At 42.9% G+C, this 15,969-nt stretch carries 17 protein-coding genes; 4 read left to right on the plus strand and 13 right to left on the minus strand.

All coding sequences use genetic code 11. From position 1 onward, the window contains the following. Positions 1–16: 16 nt before the first annotated feature. Complete coding sequence (ribA, locus tag HJG39_RS09850) at positions 17–655, plus strand: GTP cyclohydrolase II (RefSeq protein WP_268408839.1); 639 nt, start codon at positions 17–19, stop codon at positions 653–655. On the opposite strand, the gene HJG39_RS09855 is transcribed toward ribA, so the two are convergent. The 4 genes from HJG39_RS09855 to HJG39_RS09870 all read right to left on the minus strand — a co-directional run bounded on the left by HJG39_RS09855 (position 652) and on the right by HJG39_RS09870 (position 4,578). After that, positions 652–1,167: a DUF2878 domain-containing protein gene (locus HJG39_RS09855; protein ID WP_268408841.1), complete on the minus strand. Its 516-nt coding sequence runs from the start codon at positions 1,165–1,167 to the stop codon at positions 652–654. The genes ribA and HJG39_RS09855 overlap by 4 nt on opposite strands. Before the next feature lie 16 nt (positions 1,168–1,183). Further along, complete coding sequence (locus HJG39_RS09860; RefSeq protein ID WP_268408844.1) at positions 1,184–2,425, minus strand: SAM-dependent methyltransferase; 1,242 nt, start codon at positions 2,423–2,425, stop codon at positions 1,184–1,186. 63 nt (positions 2,426–2,488) lie between these two features. Continuing rightward, on the minus strand, positions 2,489–3,214 hold the full coding sequence (locus HJG39_RS09865) for an SDR family NAD(P)-dependent oxidoreductase (protein ID WP_268408846.1): 726 nt from the start codon (positions 3,212–3,214) through the stop codon (positions 2,489–2,491). Positions 3,215–3,540: 326 nt separating this feature from the next. Beyond that, positions 3,541–4,578, minus strand: a complete 1,038-nt coding sequence (locus HJG39_RS09870) for a DUF3103 family protein (RefSeq protein WP_268408848.1) — start codon at positions 4,576–4,578, stop codon at positions 3,541–3,543. A gap of 297 nt (positions 4,579–4,875) precedes the next feature. Here HJG39_RS09870 and HJG39_RS09875 point away from each other — a divergent pair, with 297 nt between their 5' ends. Then, positions 4,876–6,153 carry a cystathionine gamma-synthase family protein gene (locus HJG39_RS09875; RefSeq protein ID WP_268408849.1) on the plus strand — a complete coding sequence of 426 codons (1,278 nt, stop codon included), beginning with the start codon at positions 4,876–4,878 and terminating at the stop codon, positions 6,151–6,153. Positions 6,154–6,612: 459 nt separating this feature from the next. Beyond that, the gene (locus HJG39_RS09880) at positions 6,613–7,380 is read left to right on the plus strand and encodes a hypothetical protein (RefSeq protein WP_326849252.1); all 768 of its coding nucleotides are present in this window, start codon (positions 6,613–6,615) and stop codon (positions 7,378–7,380) included. 31 nt (positions 7,381–7,411) lie between these two features. Here the strand turns inward: HJG39_RS09880 and HJG39_RS09885 are convergent, their stop codons facing one another. From HJG39_RS09885 to HJG39_RS09905, 5 genes are read right to left on the minus strand one after another with little or no spacing between them, the layout of a single operon-like run. After that, positions 7,412–8,050, minus strand: coding sequence for an SCO family protein (locus HJG39_RS09885; RefSeq protein ID WP_268408853.1), 639 nt, complete (start codon positions 8,048–8,050; stop codon positions 7,412–7,414). Positions 8,051–8,058: 8 nt separating this feature from the next. Beyond that, positions 8,059–8,964, minus strand: a complete 906-nt coding sequence (gene cyoE / locus HJG39_RS09890) for a heme o synthase (protein ID WP_268408855.1) — start codon at positions 8,962–8,964, stop codon at positions 8,059–8,061. Between the two features lie 11 nt (positions 8,965–8,975). Next, on the minus strand, positions 8,976–9,983 hold the full coding sequence (locus tag HJG39_RS09895) for a COX15/CtaA family protein (RefSeq protein ID WP_268408857.1): 1,008 nt from the start codon (positions 9,981–9,983) through the stop codon (positions 8,976–8,978). A 9-nt stretch (positions 9,984–9,992) separates the two neighbouring features. Further along, positions 9,993–10,559 carry a hypothetical protein gene (locus HJG39_RS09900; RefSeq protein ID WP_268408859.1) on the minus strand — a complete coding sequence of 189 codons (567 nt, stop codon included), beginning with the start codon at positions 10,557–10,559 and terminating at the stop codon, positions 9,993–9,995. Then, the gene (locus HJG39_RS09905; RefSeq protein WP_268408861.1) at positions 10,552–11,292 is read right to left on the minus strand and encodes an SURF1 family protein; all 741 of its coding nucleotides are present in this window, start codon (positions 11,290–11,292) and stop codon (positions 10,552–10,554) included. The genes HJG39_RS09900 and HJG39_RS09905 overlap by 8 nt, the downstream gene beginning before the upstream one ends. A gap of 30 nt (positions 11,293–11,322) precedes the next feature. Here HJG39_RS09905 and HJG39_RS09910 point away from each other — a divergent pair, with 30 nt between their 5' ends. Continuing rightward, positions 11,323–11,532, plus strand: coding sequence for a DUF2909 domain-containing protein (locus HJG39_RS09910; protein WP_268408863.1), 210 nt, complete (start codon positions 11,323–11,325; stop codon positions 11,530–11,532). A gap of 23 nt (positions 11,533–11,555) precedes the next feature. On the opposite strand, the gene HJG39_RS09915 is transcribed toward HJG39_RS09910, so the two are convergent. Genes HJG39_RS09915 through coxB form a run of 4 tightly spaced genes read right to left on the minus strand, consistent with a single transcriptional unit; the run spans position 11,556 to position 15,806 of the window. Beyond that, positions 11,556–12,437, minus strand: coding sequence for a cytochrome c oxidase subunit 3 (locus HJG39_RS09915; protein WP_268408865.1), 882 nt, complete (start codon positions 12,435–12,437; stop codon positions 11,556–11,558). Positions 12,438–12,455: 18 nt separating this feature from the next. Continuing rightward, entirely contained in the window at positions 12,456–13,052 is a 597-nt protein-coding gene (locus HJG39_RS09920; protein ID WP_268408867.1) for a cytochrome c oxidase assembly protein, read from the minus strand. Positions 13,053–13,061: 9 nt separating this feature from the next. Then, the gene (gene ctaD / locus HJG39_RS09925) at positions 13,062–14,663 is read right to left on the minus strand and encodes a cytochrome c oxidase subunit I (protein ID WP_268408869.1); all 1,602 of its coding nucleotides are present in this window, start codon (positions 14,661–14,663) and stop codon (positions 13,062–13,064) included. A 12-nt stretch (positions 14,664–14,675) separates the two neighbouring features. Then, positions 14,676–15,806: a cytochrome c oxidase subunit II gene (gene coxB / locus HJG39_RS09930; protein ID WP_442781020.1), complete on the minus strand. Its 1,131-nt coding sequence runs from the start codon at positions 15,804–15,806 to the stop codon at positions 14,676–14,678. Positions 15,807–15,969 lie beyond the last annotated feature (163 nt).

Genomic DNA, 15,969 nt, shown 5'->3' on the forward strand with positions numbered 1-15,969 from the left:
CCTGTCAGGAAGCTCAATGCAACAATCATCTAAGTACGAGTTTGTCAGCTCAGCTAAACTCCCTACTCGTTGGGGAAAATTCCGTATACACGGCTTTGTTGAAACTGAAACACAACAAGAACACATCGCCATTACCTATGGCGAATGGCAACCTGACGACATCATCACTATCCGCATCCATTCTGAGTGCTTAACGGGTGACGCCCTATTTAGTACACGCTGTGACTGCGGCTTCCAGTTAGAGAAAGCCATGAAGGAAGTGGTTGCTGAAGGTAAGGGTGTGATTTTATATTTACGCCAAGAAGGCAGAGGCATTGGCTTACTTAACAAGATCCGTGCTTATCACTTACAAGATCAAGGTTACGATACCGTTGAAGCCAATGAACACCTTGGTTTTGATGCCGATTTACGTGACTATGCCATCTGCAAAACCATGCTCGACACATTGAACGTCAAGCATGTTCGATTGATGACCAACAATCCAAAGAAAATTGCGGCCCTTAAATCAATGGGGATCAATGTGATTGAACGTCTTCCTATTAATGAAGGCATCACCGAAGACAACCGTTACTACATCAAAACCAAAACCAACAAACTGGGTCATGAATTTGATCAACACCTGTTTAATGAACAGGAAGACGAAGACGATAGTTAGCGGTTTTCTGTGACCCACTGAGCGTTAACGGCGCGTGCTTGAACCGAATACAATATGGGTAGCATAAACATCCAAATCACACTTAATAGCGCCGTTGTAATAATGAAGTGCAAGCCAAAATCAACAGCCCCCACCACCCAGCCAGCAATATAACTTAATGGACCAAAAATCGCGCCAGCAGTGCTTTGAATCCATTTTTTATGCATCGATAGCCAATAAAAACTTTGTGTTAATGCGATAGAAAAAGCGCACCACAGCAAAATCATCCAAAATGGAAAGCCGCCGCCCTCAAAATGGAACACACCGAATACGCTCAACAGCCAATCTACAACGATACCTATCGGTGCCACAAAGCACATAATACCTAGCTCTTTGCGCAAATCCTGCGACACATATAAACGCGCCAGCAACAATAAAATACAGATGAAGGGTGAGTGGAAAACCACAGCAAATACCCAAACAGCCTGAAATAAGAAGAAGTCAGTAAACCAATATCGAGAGAAAACGTGCATAAATTTTCCTGTAAAGTCAGCTGCGATGTTGTGGTTTCCTTGCAACTAAGTGAACAGTGCTGATCGCTCGCTCTAGGAAGCCGCCTTCACAATAGCATAAATAATATACCCAAAGGCGTCTAAACTTTTCGTCAAATCCTTCATGACTCAATTCAGGCCAAGCTTGTAGAAACTTCTGACGCCAATCGGATAGCGTCTTAGCATAATGCAAACCAATATCATCTAGTTGATGAACAACTAAGTCTGTTCCTTTGGTAATGCTATTTGTCATACGAGTGATGGAAGGTAAACATCCACCGGGGAAAATATAGGTTTGGATAAAGTCCACATTGTTTCGGTAATGTTCATAGCGTTGATCGGCAATCGTAATCGCTTGAATCAACATTAAACCATTAGCCTTCAAAAGCTGCCCACACTTTTCAAAAAAAGTATCCAAATACTCATGGCCTACCGCCTCGATCATTTCGATACTGACCAACTTATCAAATTGCCCTTCTAAGCGGCGGTAATCACGCTTAAGCAAGGTGATTTTATCTTCTAAACCGAGACGTTTTATTCTCGCTTCCGCGTATTCATGTTGAGCATCTGAAATTGTTGTTGTCGTCACATGGCATCCATAGTGCTGTGCCATATAAATCGCCAGCCCTCCCCAGCCCGTCCCAATTTCAATGACGTTATCGTCTGCACTTAACTGTAATTTTTGGCAAATGGCTGCCATTTTGAATTGTTGCGCTTCATCTAATCCTGCACAAAAATCAGGGTAAATGGCACTCGAATATTGCATTTCAGGATCAAGGAAGCGTTGATATAAATGATTACCAAGGTCGTAATGTGCAAGAATGTTTTTCTTCGCTTGAGTTTCACTATTTCGGAACGATAGCTTCTTCCACAGATAATCCAGTCGCGCTACCTTCCCGAGCTTACCTAACTTACTCTCGACTGCATCAAGCGTCTCCATGTTAACAACGAAAAATCGGATCACATTAGTCAGATTGGATGAGGACCAATACCCGGCAATGAAATCTTCTGCCACGCCAATGCTTCCGCGCGTTATTAAATGGGAAAAAACGACAGGGTCATTGATACAAAGATCGGCCTTAAGCGAACTCGAAGCATCACCAAAGTCACGAGTATGCTCGCCAAACTTCACTGATAAATACCCGTGCTCGACTTTATCAAGCACCTTATACAGCATCGACTGACTTATTGATTGAAACCAGCTTAATGTCGTTTCTCTTTGTACTTGGATTTGCTCCATATTCTTCTTTCCTCACTTACATTTCGCGTAACGGTGAGGCGTCTCCATAGTTTTATTCGCATCTTAACGGTTCATTAAAGAAGCGATTTTGCGCCACACTCGAACAGGTAATAATGACAAAAACTTCATAATCGAAGTAAACGCCTGAGGAAAATGAATTTCGTCCTCACCACTTTCTAAATCAAAATAAATGATTCTAGCGGCATGATCCGGCTCTACTCGCAATGGCATTGCAAATTCGTTTTTGTCAGTTAATGGCGTTTTTACGAAACCCGGACAAATTAAGCTCACTCCAATATCAAATTTACATAATTCGATTCGGAGCGTATTGGCTAAATAGTTAATGGCACATTTACTTGCTCCATAAGCACCAGCTCTGGGCAAGGGTAAATAGGTAGCGCTAGAACTCATTAGCACGAGCCTTCCCCCTTTTTTAATGCGCTTTAAGAAATATTCAAGACAATAGCCAATTGAAATTAAGTTCACTTTGATAATTCGTTCGAACAAACTGCTATCAAATTCTAATGGGTTGTCAATATATTCGCAGTCACCTGCATTTAGAATAAGTAAGTCAATATCTCGAGTGAGTTGTTGCGCTGCACCAGCCACTTCTCCCTGTTGAGTTACATCAAAGCTCAAGGGACTTATTTTTGAGTCCATTTGGGTAAGTGCGGTCAGTTTTTGTTGATTTCGGCCACAAGCGATAACATTCCAGTCCTGTCTAGCGTAAAGCAAAGCAAGTGCTTCACCTATCCCGGACGTCGCTCCCGTGATAAGAACAGTTTGCATAGTATTTCCATTGTTAGATCGTTAAAAAGGATACGTGTAACCATCCGAACTGGCTTACATATTTATCTAAACGAACAACACATCGATATAAATTCGATTTTGGGTGTACGTTTGTATATCCCACTTCCTATTCACATTAACTATGACCGAATATAAAAGACGCTAAATTGCGTAACGCCAGATTCAAAGGTAGGCAAGGAATTTAATATAGGCAAGTTCTCTAACCTTAAAACACATAAAAAAATAGGCAGTCCCCACAAGAACTGCCTATTTTCAGCTTTTTATTTGCACTAAAGGCAAACTAACACATTGTATTTATTACGCTCTTAGTTCGATTGAACGAAGAAGTGTTCCATGTTTACGCGAGCATTTCCGCCAGCGCAATTGTAGTCTGTATATCTTTTGAATTTTTCAATGGTGTAACACGCATCAACGAAATCATCGTCATCCGTGTACCAATGGCTAGGCGTTGCATCAATAACACGGTTAGTGATTTCAGCAACGGCTTGAACAGGTGGATAACCCGCTAAGCTACCAACAGCACCAACGGCTGTGATTAACGCTTTCACCAACTCTTTGTAGTTAACGTCATCACCATCATCTTCATAAAGCAACATATCAACAACTTGATACTCATATTGACTCCAGTTGATGAATAATTGATTCGGATAGTAGTTTGTACCGTCTTTATCTAGGTAAGGCATATCAACTGCAACAACTTGAGGTTCGTTACCTGCAAGTACACCCGTTACCAAACCATAGATCTCAGCAGAACCTTTTACCCAAGGCTCTTGATCATCGTCCAAACGGATTTTAGTTAGCTTTTTAGCGTCAAAGCCCGTTGCAGAAGCAATCGCTGGAGCAGATTTCTGCAAACCTGCTTGTCTCAAGGCTTCATTTAACGTTGTTAGCTTTCTTTGCATGGCATGATAACCATGATCTTCAACAACGATTACAGGAAAGTCTGGCGCTTCGTTAACATCCATAGAAACCGTACGACCTTTTAGGTCATAACCAGTTACTTCAGTCCAGCTACTTTCATTACCTGCTGGCGGGAATGCAACCACAAGGTCAGACATATCGCCGCCTAATGCGCGAGTCTCTGGGAGGTGTAACCAAACTTCTGTTACATCTGTTTTGCCCGTGCCTAGGAAAGTGCGAGAAGTTTCCAGATTTGGTAACACGTGTTTAATTAAAAGAGGAACTTCCGCCTTAGCAACTTGTTTCACGGTTTCTGAAACATCTTTTGAATTTTGTAATTTCAACGCGAGTTGTTTTGCTAGAGCCTGTTCTGATGCAGCAAGAACAGATGTAGAAGCTAATGCAGCTGCGGTAGCAAGTGTTGCCACAAGCAAGTTTTTCATTTTTCTCATCATAGTTTCCTGAATTGAAAATATTATTGTTGTAACCTAGAGAGCTTCGTTACCGCCTATTATCCTAATGCCCTCGTTAGCATTTTGATAAATTTGAAACTCTTCGCGTTATTTATTTACCACCATCCGTAACAAATAGCAAACAGTTAGTGTTATTTTTTCACCGATTTAAGCACGCATAAATTCTAAGTAAACGATAAATACTGTATATTACGCCCCGTTATTTTTATTAAGAATTCAAGAATTTGTTTATAGAGCCTAATTGGCCTCGACTTGTTTGGAGTGACTATGTCCGCAAATTACAACAAAACGAAAATCGGCAACCATGCCTTAAGCCCTGAATCTTTAATGATGGGATACGGCTACGATCCTCAACTTTCAGAAGGCTCAATTAAGTGCCCTAACTTCCAAACCTCAACGTTTGTTTTTAAATCTGCAGAAGACGGTGAAAACTTCTTCAATATTGTTTCTGGTCGCAAACAACTTAATGAAGGCGAAACAGCAGGTTTAGTTTATTCTCGTTTCAACAACCCAAATATTGAAATCGCGGAAAACCGTATCGCCATTTGGGATGGCGCAGAAGACTGCACCATTACCGGCAGCGGCATGTCTGCTATTTCTTCTATGCTTTTAGCGTTGGCTAAACCCGGTGATGTTATTGTTTATTCGGAGCCAATTTACGGCGGCACTGACACGCTACTAAATGGTTTATTAAAGCAATTAGGTATGATCCCAGTTGGCTTTATGTCGAGCGAAGGAACCTCCGCTTTCGAAGATGCCGTTAATAAAGCACAAAGCTTAGGCAACGTTGCCGTTGTAATGTTAGAAACCCCAGACAACCCAACCAACAACTTATTGGATATTGCAGCTTGCAGAGCTTACCTCGATAAAGTTTGCGCTGAACAAGCAGAAAAACCGGTACTTGCCGTAGACAACACAATGCTTGGCCCAATTTGGCAAAAGCCGTTAGATCATGGCGCCGACCTATGCATGTATTCACTCACTAAATACGTTGGCGGTCATTCTGATTTAGTAGGTGGTAGCGTATCAGGCAGCAAAGCGTTAGTGACTAAAGTTCGTCGAGTGAGAAACGCCATTGGCACAACCATGGATTCCAACACAGCTTGGTTGATTCTTCGCTCTTTAGAAACACTAAAAGTACGTGTTCAAGCCGCAACAGAAGGCGCAAAGCAGGTCGTTGATTTCCTAAAAGATCATCCTTTGATTACACGTATCGACTATCCGGGACTATTATCCGAAGATAGCCCTCAATACGCTATCTATCAGAAACAATGTAAAGGTGCGGGTTCAACCTTCTCCTTTGAAGTGAAAGGTGGAAAAGAAAAAGCTTTCTCCGTGCTCAATAACCTTAAGCTCGTGAAACTTGCGGTAAGCTTAGGTGGGACAGAAAGTTTGGCCCAACACCCAGCAGCGATGACCCACTCTGGTGTTCCGAAAGACAGACGCGATGAAATTGGAGTCACAGAAGGCTTAATTCGTATCTCCATCGGTATCGAAGAACCATCCGATCTGATTGCAGACCTTAAACAAGCACTTGAAGGCTAAAGCTTTTAAAGTATTCGCAGCAATACAATAGACTCGCCGTAGAATATGGTCGGCGGGTCTATATTCAAATAGAGAAAAACTCACGTTCCGTCACAACCTTTATCTCACACACATACCTTACACTTTAAAAAAGCCTTTAAATACTACCTATCTTTTCATATCATACCGCGAGAATTCGCCGCAGCACTTGATGCAATTGAAGCCAGTCAATTCAATCGGTGTAAACACAGTTGCTATTCCTATTTAAAATTCTAAGTAGTGATTTGATGGAATATATTGAGCTCGGCATCTAACCTTATAATGGTGATAGGTATCCAGCGTGGCCTGTAAATTTTTTTAAGGCCAATCCCGTCATCTCTAATATTAATGCACTTTTAATGAGCAACTTGTTTCTGGCCTATGCAACGAATTATTTTTCTTCATCAAGTTAAAACTGCTGGTAAAACAGTAGAAAAATTCTTGCTCCGAAAATTCCAAGAAGATTTCCGTAAAACCACTATCGTTTTTGAACAAGAATCCCTTGAAAATATTTTTTCCATTTTGGATTCTAAAGATCAAAAAAAGATTGCTGAAATTAACCAAGCAAAGGCGGTCTCAGGTCATTATCCTTACGGATTACACAAGTTATTAGAAGGTGAATCCCGTTATTTCACTTTATTGCGAGACCCCGTCAATAGGGCCCGCTCATACTATTCATACTCATTGAAAAATGAAGGCTCTAAGATTTATCAATATCTAAAAGACAATAATGTTAGTTTCGAGCAGTTTGCTGAAATGGAAAAAAAGGATATTGAGAAGTCCGGTGTGCACGAACTCAATTACATACTAGAAGATGGCCAAAGCAAAATGATTGCAGGTGAAGATCTGCTTATCGGAGATGGCAACACTGCACACCTTTTGGATATAGCCGAAGAGAACATTGCCAAGCACTTCGATTTTGTTGGCGTAACTGAACTTTTTGACGATGCATTTATTGAAATTAACAAAATGCTTGGTTTCAGCCCTTTTAGTTTGTACATCACGCAAAACAAATCACCGGTAAAAGTGACAATTTCTGACAACGCTCATAAAACACTTTTAGAACGCAATCCCATTGATGCCTCCCTACATGAAAAGTATTACAACGAGCTTAAAAAAACGTCTGAATCCATCCCTCATCAACTCACCCGAGCTTTTGTCACAATGGGAAAGAAAGCTGCAGATCAATACGTTAAACTAAGGTCCTAGCATTGAAGTAGTAACTATAGGGTTGAGTGATTTAACCTTTAAATGACGCAACTAAAGTTGGCATGTCAGCAACAATTTGCGCGCCCTCACTAATTGAAACTTGCCCCGGTTTGCGCTGTGGCATAAAGCGTCCAACGACTTCTCCGCGCGGATTAATGATAACGACGGATGCACTGTGGTCCACTAGGTAATCTTCTGTTTCCGTACTATCAGGGAACGAATACATCATTCCCATAGCCCTGACAACAGGAAAAAGCGCCTTATGCTCTCCAGTCACCGCATGAAATTCGGGATTGAAGAAGTCTATATATTGTTTTAATCGCGCCACGGTGTCGCGCTGAGGATCAACCGACATAAACATGATTTCTATTGGATATTCACTATCAATCGCCTGAAGTTGGGGATAAATTGCTTTCAACTCACCTAAGGTAGTGGGACAAATATCAGGGCAAAACGTATAACCAACGAACGTCAGCGTCCATTTTCCTTCAAACCATTCTGCTGTGACTGATTCACCATTTTGATCGACCAAATTAACTTCCCCAATCGACCTTGGCTTTGGATACAACCGAGCGTGCTCGGGCTCCTTTGGTACCATCAACCCGTTAGCAAACCAAACTCCCCCGAACAGCGCGATACAAGCAATAACAACTAACGTTAAATTCTTCACTAAGTGGCCTATACATAATGATCTATCAGAAGAAGCACAAACAATAACATCAAATGCACAATTGAAAATTTAAAAGTCGCCATTGCAGTTTTGTTTGTCGAAGAAAACTTCAATTTCCATGCATAGTAGAAGAAAACACTGTTCAATACAGAAACGCCCAACAGATAAATGATGCCGGACATACCAACCAAATAAGGTAAAAGACACACAACAAACAATAGGATCGTATATAAAAAGATTGAGGTCTTGGTGAATTCAACGCCATGAGTAACAGGCAACATTGGGACTCCGGCCTTCTCATAATCCTTCACTCGATGTACAGCAAGCGCCCAAAAATGAGGAGGAGTCCAAGTAAAAATAATTAAGACTAGCAACAAAGCATTGGGGTGAAGCTCCCCCGTCATTGCCGTCCATCCCAAAAGTGGAGGAGCTGCACCTGCAAGCCCACCAATTACAATATTTTGTGGTGTCGCCCGCTTCAAATACATGGTGTATATAAACGCATAGCCCACCATGCTTGCTAAGGTTAACAATGCAGTCAAGCGATTAACCCATAGTTCCAATACCATGTATCCAAGCAGACCAATACTCGCCGCAAAAACAATTGCCTGTTTATGCGTAACACGGCCATTCACAATCGGACGATGATAGGTTCGTGCCATTTTGGCATCGATTTGGTGATCAACAACATGGTTGATGACTGCGGCTGAAGCAGACAGCAAGCCAACCCCCATCAATCCTGCAATTAGTTTTTGCCAATCCAACCAAGTATCAACCGATAAACACATGCCAACTAATACGGTCAAAAGCAGCATTAACACCACTTTAGGCTTGGTCATTTCATAGTAATCTCGCCATTTCGCAGCTTGGGTGCGTCGCGTATTTGCATGGGTCGTATTAAGGACTTTTTGCATAAGTTGCACTCCTATGTTTTTCGGTAAAGGGTGTAATTAATGAGCACTAATGACAGCAGGAGCAATGCCGCCACGGCGTTATGCATCACCGCGACAGACAAAGGCAGTTTGAATACCACATTACTCAAACCGAGTAGCACTTGTAGACTCACAAGCCCAATCAACAAAGAGGCTTGTTTTTTTATGGTTGACGACAAAGTAGCGCGGTAAAGCCGAACCCCAAGCCACAATAGAAATACAAACGTCACCAGCGCACCAAAACGATGCATAATATGCATGGTGACACGGCCTTCATAAGTGTGCCGACCGAATTCATAATCATCCGCTTCAGGCAAACTAAAAGCATGTTTGAAATCTAGCTTTTGCGTCCAATTTCCCTCACAAACAGGTAATTCAATACAGGCCATTGCGGCATAATTAGCTGAAGTCCATCCCCCTAAAGCAATCTGGGCAATCAAAATTATGCCACCAAGGCTCGCAGCCCATGCTAATGCCCTTGCTCGAATTTCACCGCTTGGGATCTGGAACGGTGTTAAACGTAATAACATTAAAAATAAGAGGGAAAGCAAGGTAAATCCCCCTAATAAATGCGCCATAACCACTATTGGCATGAGGTTTAACGTTACCGTCCACATTCCCAGTGCGGCCTGAATAATGACCACAATCAACATCAACACAGGCAGCTTTATAGGTTGATGCAAAGGCTGTTCTAAATAATTTTGGTGCCGACTAAATCGAGTTTTGATACTCCATAGAGCAATAATAAGAACAAATATTCCTAAGGTTCCAGCAAAATAACGATGCACCATTTCTGTCCATGCTTTATTGGCCTCAACGGGTCGTTCTGGAAAGTTGGCCTGTGCCGCATCTAGTCCATCAGGGTGACTTGGAACGAACAGTTTTCCATAACAGCCGGGCCAATCAGGGCAACCTAACCCGGCGTCAGTCAACCGCGTAAATGCTCCAAGCACAACCACTAGCAACGCCAGTATTAAACTCAATTTAACGAGAGTCCTCATGCTTGCACCCTAGCCAATACGCGATAGTTTTAACAACTTACGCATATCCGCAAGCATATCCCGACTCGCCATAACCGCGCCTTGTTTTTCCGCATGAACGGGGTAACGCAAAACAACGTTACCTAACGTATCAATGATAAAAATATCGTTTAGCTTTTCATTTCTTAGTAACGGACTAAGCGGCTGAGAATCGGTCTGTTCTAAAAAGACATGTTGTGCAAATTCGGAATGTTTTGCCTTCGACAGCTCATTTTCGTCAGTAAACAACGCCAACGTCGACACCCTATCTTGTTCAGGCCCTAATGCAGTGTGAACCTGCTGTAAACTGTACAGCGCTAGCTCACATGGCTTTTGGCAAGGTTGATTAGACATATACGCCAAATACCATTTCTTTTCTCTGGCAGGATACATCTGTGACAGATTCACATTTTGATGAATCAATTCCCCTTTATTCGTTGCCGCACGATTAAACCATTCCCCTTCGAGCGCAAGCTTTGCCAACGCAATTGGCACAACAAAAACCAACAAGAATAGAAAAACTGTACGACGTTGAGTCACTGTATTTTTGTTATTCATGCTTTCCTCTCTTTAGGCTTAAACCATTTTTTCGGATACTTACAATAACCACCACCGCACACGCCAATGCCAAACCAAACCATTGCACTGCGTAAGCGATGTGTTTCTCCGGCGGCATAACCACGGGATGATAATTGTTAACAAGATTGGGGTTTTTCGGTTTTGTCAGTACCACACCAAAAGGCAAGAGTGGTGTATCAAAAAGGCCCTGTAGCAACGTAGAATCCACAGATTGAATGACCTTAGGCCAATGCGCTAAACCTGTGGTGTTCAGCGCCGCAGTTGAAATAAAACGGTTTTTCCCGGGTTGCCATGCAACACCTTTGAACACATCAACCTTACTGGGAAAAGAGACACGCGGGAGTTGATCACGATAAGCTAAGCCTTTTACCCAGCCCCAGTTAGTTAACACAATACCCAGATGCGTTTGCACCGGAACAATAACTTCATAGCCTGCGGCACCATTCACAACTCGGTTATCCCAATAAAAGAGCTTTTCTGGCATTAATTCACCATAAAAAGACACTGGTTGCCCCTGAACTTTGCCCAAACCGGAAATTTCTTCTAACGTTAACTCAGTACCTTGATTTCGTAGGTTAATGTCATCCAATTGTTGCTGCTTTTCCTCTGCACGTTGAAGTTGCCAAACACCGAGGCGCAACATAAGCGCAATAGCAAGTAATACAACAGCAATCATTACTAGCGTAAGTGTTTTGGATTTTATCGACCTCATATTCACCTTATACACAGAGTAGAAATTATTGTGATTATTAAAATTGTTTTAACCGTTTTATTGCTTCTAATGTTTTATAACCTGTTTAGAGCCATGATGATCATGCTAAAAAATGATGGCCAACATGAAAAAATGAGTAAATACATTGGTCGTAGAGTGTTTACTTCTGCCATCATTCTATTACTTATCGTGATAGCAGTAGCGACTGGACTCATTACCCCTAACCCACGCCCTTACTAGGGCGTAGGAGGGAAACGAAGACGTTAAATCAAATAAACGAAGACAAACAAACACACCCACACCACATCCACAAAATGCCAGTACCAACTTGTCGCTTGAAAAGCGAAGTGATTCTTAGAAGTGAAGTGACCGCTCAATACTCGTAAAAACATGATAATCAACATCAAGGTTCCCAGAGTAACGTGCATTCCATGAAACCCGGTGAGCATGAAAAACGTATTGCCATAAACCCCCGCATCAAGCGTTAGCCCCATTTCTGTATATGCATGTATATACTCTTCCACTTGCAGGGTTAGGAACACGATGCCGAGCAAGATTGTGGCTCCTAAAAATAGCGTCAGTTTTTTTCGATTGTTCTGTTCCAAACCAACATGGGCGAAATGACAAGTCACAGAAGAAATTAATAAAATGATGGTGTTATAAAGTGGTAAACCCGCAGCCCCCATGGCTTGGGTTTCTGTGCCTCCTGGCGTTTTTACTAAGGGCCAAATTGCCTCAAAACTCGGCCATAACACTTCTGCGGTCATCGCATTATTTGAAGCCCCTCCTAACCACGGCACAGAAAACACGCGCGCATAAAACAGCGCACCAAAAAACGCCGCAAAAAACATCACTTCAGAGAAAATAAACCAGCTCATACCCTGACGGTACGAGCGGTCTAGCTGCTTGCTGTATAGTCCTGACATTGACTCATCAATTTGGTTTTTGAACCAACCAAACAACATCACCAGCAATATCAGCACCCCAACTCCGAGCGTTACCCCTCCATATCCCTCTTTGTCTTTGGTGACTTCCACCACAAAATTTCCTGCTCCAACAGCAATAAGAAATAGAGCCACTGCACCAACAAACGGCCATGGACTTTGGTCGGGAACGTAGTATTTTTCGTATTCTTGTTCAGACATAATTCTCTCCAATGGCGCTTACTTCTGGCCCATTTGGGTTGAGCCAGTTGTAGTACCAGTGACGTCATAAAGGGTGTAATTTAAAGTGAAAACTTCAATGTCCTTCGGCAGGTCAGGGTCAACATAAAAACGCATTGGCATCACCACTCGTTGACCTGCAACCAAAGGTTGTTGTTCAAAGCAAAAGCATTCTGTTTTGTTTAAATAAAGCGCGGCTTGCCCTGGCGACACCGACGGCACCGCTTGAGCAATAACATCGCGGGACTCAGAGTTTCTGAGCACAAAGTCAGCCTGATACATTTCCCCGGGGTGAACAACCATCCGTTTGATAACCGGCTCAAACTCCCAAGGAATCTGCTTGTTGGTTCGTGTAATGAACTCCACGACGACTTCTCGACTTTGGTCAATCTCGACATTGGTATAAGTTGCCGCAGTATCATTTGTTTTGCCGTTAATACCAGTAATGTCACAAAACACATCGTATAAAGGCACCAACGCAAAACCAAAACCAAACATGCCAAACACAACAACCACTAGCTTCCCCACCAATTTGGCATTATTCGGTTTCGCTGATTGAGGTGGCCTTTGCCCTTTTGACTGTTCTTCTGGTTGCATCATCGCTCCCTACTTCACTTCTGGAGGCGTTTCAAACGTATGATATGGCGCTGGTGATGGCACTTCCCATTCCAACCCTTTCGCGCCGTCCCATACCCGTGCATCTACCGCTTCACCTTGTTTGCGACAAGCTTTAATCAATAACGCCAAGAAAATAAGTTGCGACAAGCCAAAGGCAAAACCACCAATACTGATCCACTTGTTGAAATCAGCAAACTGCAACGCATAATCAGGGATACGGCGCGGCATACCTGCCAAACCTACAAAGTGCATTGGGAAAAACAACACATTGACCGAAATTAACGAACACCAGAAATGCCACTTAGCAAGGGAGATGTCGTACATTTTGCCCGTCCATTTTGGCAACCAGTAATACACCGCCGCCATAATCGAAAAGATAGCACCGGTCACTAACACATAATGAAAGTGTGCAACCACAAAATAGGTGTCGTGATACTGGAAGTCGACTGGCGTAATCGCCAACATCAATCCAGAAAAGCCACCAATGGTAAATAACACAATGAACGCTAATGCAAACATCATCGGCATTTCGAAGGAAAGCGAACCACGCCACATGGTCGCCACCCAATTAAACACTTTCACGCCCGTTGGCACAGAAATCAGCATGGTTGCGATCATAAAGAACAACTCACCAAATAACGGCATTCCCGTAGTGAACATATGATGCGCCCAAACAATAAACGAAAGTAGCGCTATGGATGCCGTGGCGTAAACCATCGAAGCATAGCCGAACAAAGGTTTTCGCGAGAAGGTCGGTACAATCTGCGAGATAATGCCAAAAGCTGGCAAAATCATGATGTATACCTCGGGATGACCGAAGAACCAGAAAATGTGTTGGAACATCACTGGGTCGCCGCCACCTGCGGCATCAAAAAAGCTGGTCCCGAAGAATTTGTCGGTTAACACCATTGTTACCGCACCAGCAAGCACAGGCATTACCGCTATCAACAAAAACGCGGTTATCAACCACGTCCATACGAATAACGGCATTTTCATTAAGGTCATGCCCGGTGCGCGCATATTAAAAATGGTCACAATGACGTTAATTGCCCCCATAATGGAGCTGATGCCCATTATATGGACCGAAAACACAAACAAACCCGTTGAATCATTACTGTAGGTGGTTGATAGCGGTGCGTAGAAGGTCCAACCAAAGTTAGGGCCGCCGCCTTCTAAGAATAAAGAAGACAGAAGAATCAAAAAAGCAAAAGGCAGTATCCAAAAACTCCAGTTGTTCATTCTTGGCAGCGCCATATCCGGCGCACCAATCATCATTGGCACCATCCAGTTTGCTAACCCTGTAAAAGCGGGCATAACTGCACCAAACACCATGATCAGACCGTGTACCGTAGTCATTTGATTAAAGAAGTTCGGGTCAACTATTTGTAATCCTGGCTGAAATAGCTCAGCACGGATCACCATTGCCATCGCACCGCCAATCAGAAACATGATAAAAGCGAACCATAAATACAAGGTGCCAATATCTTTATGATTAGTAGTAAACAACCAACGTTTAATGCCCGCAGGCGCATGATGATGGTCGTCAGAATGCTGATTATCTGAATGAACGTCGTCACTAATAGAACTCATAAGCCGCGCCTCCTAAATGCCATTAACCACGGCGTTTACATCTTTCGCCTGCACCGTTTCACCTGTGTTATTGCCCCACGCATTGCGCTCATAGGTAATAACCGCGGCTATTTCTTTCAGCGACAATTGCTTAGCAAAAGACGCCATCGCCGTTCCAGAAACGCCATTCACCACAATATCGATATGCTTGGCTTTATTATTCAACGCAATACTACTGCCTTTAAGTGCAGGAAAAGCCCCCGGCAAACCTTCGCCATTTGGCATATGGCAAACTGCACAAGCCTTCATATAAACCTTCTCGCCGACTGTCATCAACTCATCCATATCCATATTCATTGCCAAAAGTCGTTGTTCTTCTTCCTTCGCTTTACGACGCACTAATTCCTGCTCTTCCACCCATTTCGCATACTCTGCGGGCTCTTTTGCAATCACCACAACTGGCATAAAACCATGATCTTTTCCGCACAGTTCAGCGCACTGACCCCGATAAATACCGGGTTTATTGACGCGCGTCCAAGCTTCATTAATAAAGCCCGGATTAGCATCTTTTTTAACGGCAAAATCAGGAACCCACCAAGAATGAATTACGTCATCAGACGTAATTAAGAAACGAACTTTTCGATCGGTAGGAATAACCAACGGCCTATCGACTTCAAGCAGGTAGTTTTCACCTTTTTTGAGCTTGTTATTAATTTGCTCACGCGGCGTAGCAAGCAGGGAATAGAACTCAATATCGTGATCACGGTACTTGTAATGCCACTTCCATTGAGAACCTGTCACCACAACAGATACATCTGCCGCACTGGCATCCTCCATTGCGATTAACGTACGAGCGGCAGGCACAGCCATAAACATCAGGATGAGAAAAGGCACAACGGTCCAAGCAACTTCAATTTTCACACTTTCATGAAAATTTGCAGGCTTAGCACCTTGGGATTTTCGATGGAACAGGATGGAATACAGCATCACACCGAAAACAACTACACCGATCACCGCACAAATCGTGAGAATGATCATGTGTAAGTCATAAACTTGATGACTAATGTCAGTCACCCCTTGACGCAGATTCAATTGATAAGGCTCTCGTTGCTGTTGGTCTGCTGCCCAAACAGGCAATGCAAACACCACGAGCAAAAGCCTCAAGCTAAACAAGTTGAGTCCAGACACGCGCTAAATCCCCCCACTTCCCCATTTTATATATTTAGGTTTACTTTATTTTTGAGTAGAAGCTGTGTTAACGAAGGCAAGAAATAAACAAAGGCTTGTAACCACGGATCGTCACTGTTCCAACAAGCACTTCAATCGT

This window comes from Alteromonas sp. a30 (genome assembly GCF_026788005.1).
Classification (GTDB): Bacteria; Pseudomonadota; Gammaproteobacteria; order Enterobacterales; family Alteromonadaceae; genus Paraneptunicella.

Coding starts and splice junctions, on each gene's coding strand:
- HJG39_RS09900 (WP_268408859.1), bottom strand. CDS start 10,559: ATGAATAACAAAAATACAGTGACTCAACGTCGTACAGTTTTTCTATTC.
- HJG39_RS09875 (WP_268408849.1), top strand. CDS start 4,876: ATGTCCGCAAATTACAACAAAACGAAAATCGGCAACCATGCCTTAAGC.
- HJG39_RS09855 (WP_268408841.1), bottom strand. CDS start 1,167: ATGCACGTTTTCTCTCGATATTGGTTTACTGACTTCTTCTTATTTCAG.
- HJG39_RS09865 (WP_268408846.1), bottom strand. CDS start 3,214: ATGCAAACTGTTCTTATCACGGGAGCGACGTCCGGGATAGGTGAAGCA.
- ctaD (WP_268408869.1), bottom strand. CDS start 14,663: ATGAGTTCTATTAGTGACGACGTTCATTCAGATAATCAGCATTCTGAC.
- HJG39_RS09870 (WP_268408848.1), bottom strand. CDS start 4,578: ATGAAAAACTTGCTTGTGGCAACACTTGCTACCGCAGCTGCATTAGCT.
- HJG39_RS09895 (WP_268408857.1), bottom strand. CDS start 9,983: ATGAGGACTCTCGTTAAATTGAGTTTAATACTGGCGTTGCTAGTGGTT.
- cyoE (WP_268408855.1), bottom strand. CDS start 8,964: ATGCAAAAAGTCCTTAATACGACCCATGCAAATACGCGACGCACCCAA.
- HJG39_RS09920 (WP_268408867.1), bottom strand. CDS start 13,052: ATGCAACCAGAAGAACAGTCAAAAGGGCAAAGGCCACCTCAATCAGCG.
- HJG39_RS09860 (WP_268408844.1), bottom strand. CDS start 2,425: ATGGAGCAAATCCAAGTACAAAGAGAAACGACATTAAGCTGGTTTCAA.
- HJG39_RS09905 (WP_268408861.1), bottom strand. CDS start 11,292: ATGAGGTCGATAAAATCCAAAACACTTACGCTAGTAATGATTGCTGTT.
- ribA (WP_268408839.1), top strand. CDS start 17: ATGCAACAATCATCTAAGTACGAGTTTGTCAGCTCAGCTAAACTCCCT.
- HJG39_RS09915 (WP_268408865.1), bottom strand. CDS start 12,437: ATGTCTGAACAAGAATACGAAAAATACTACGTTCCCGACCAAAGTCCA.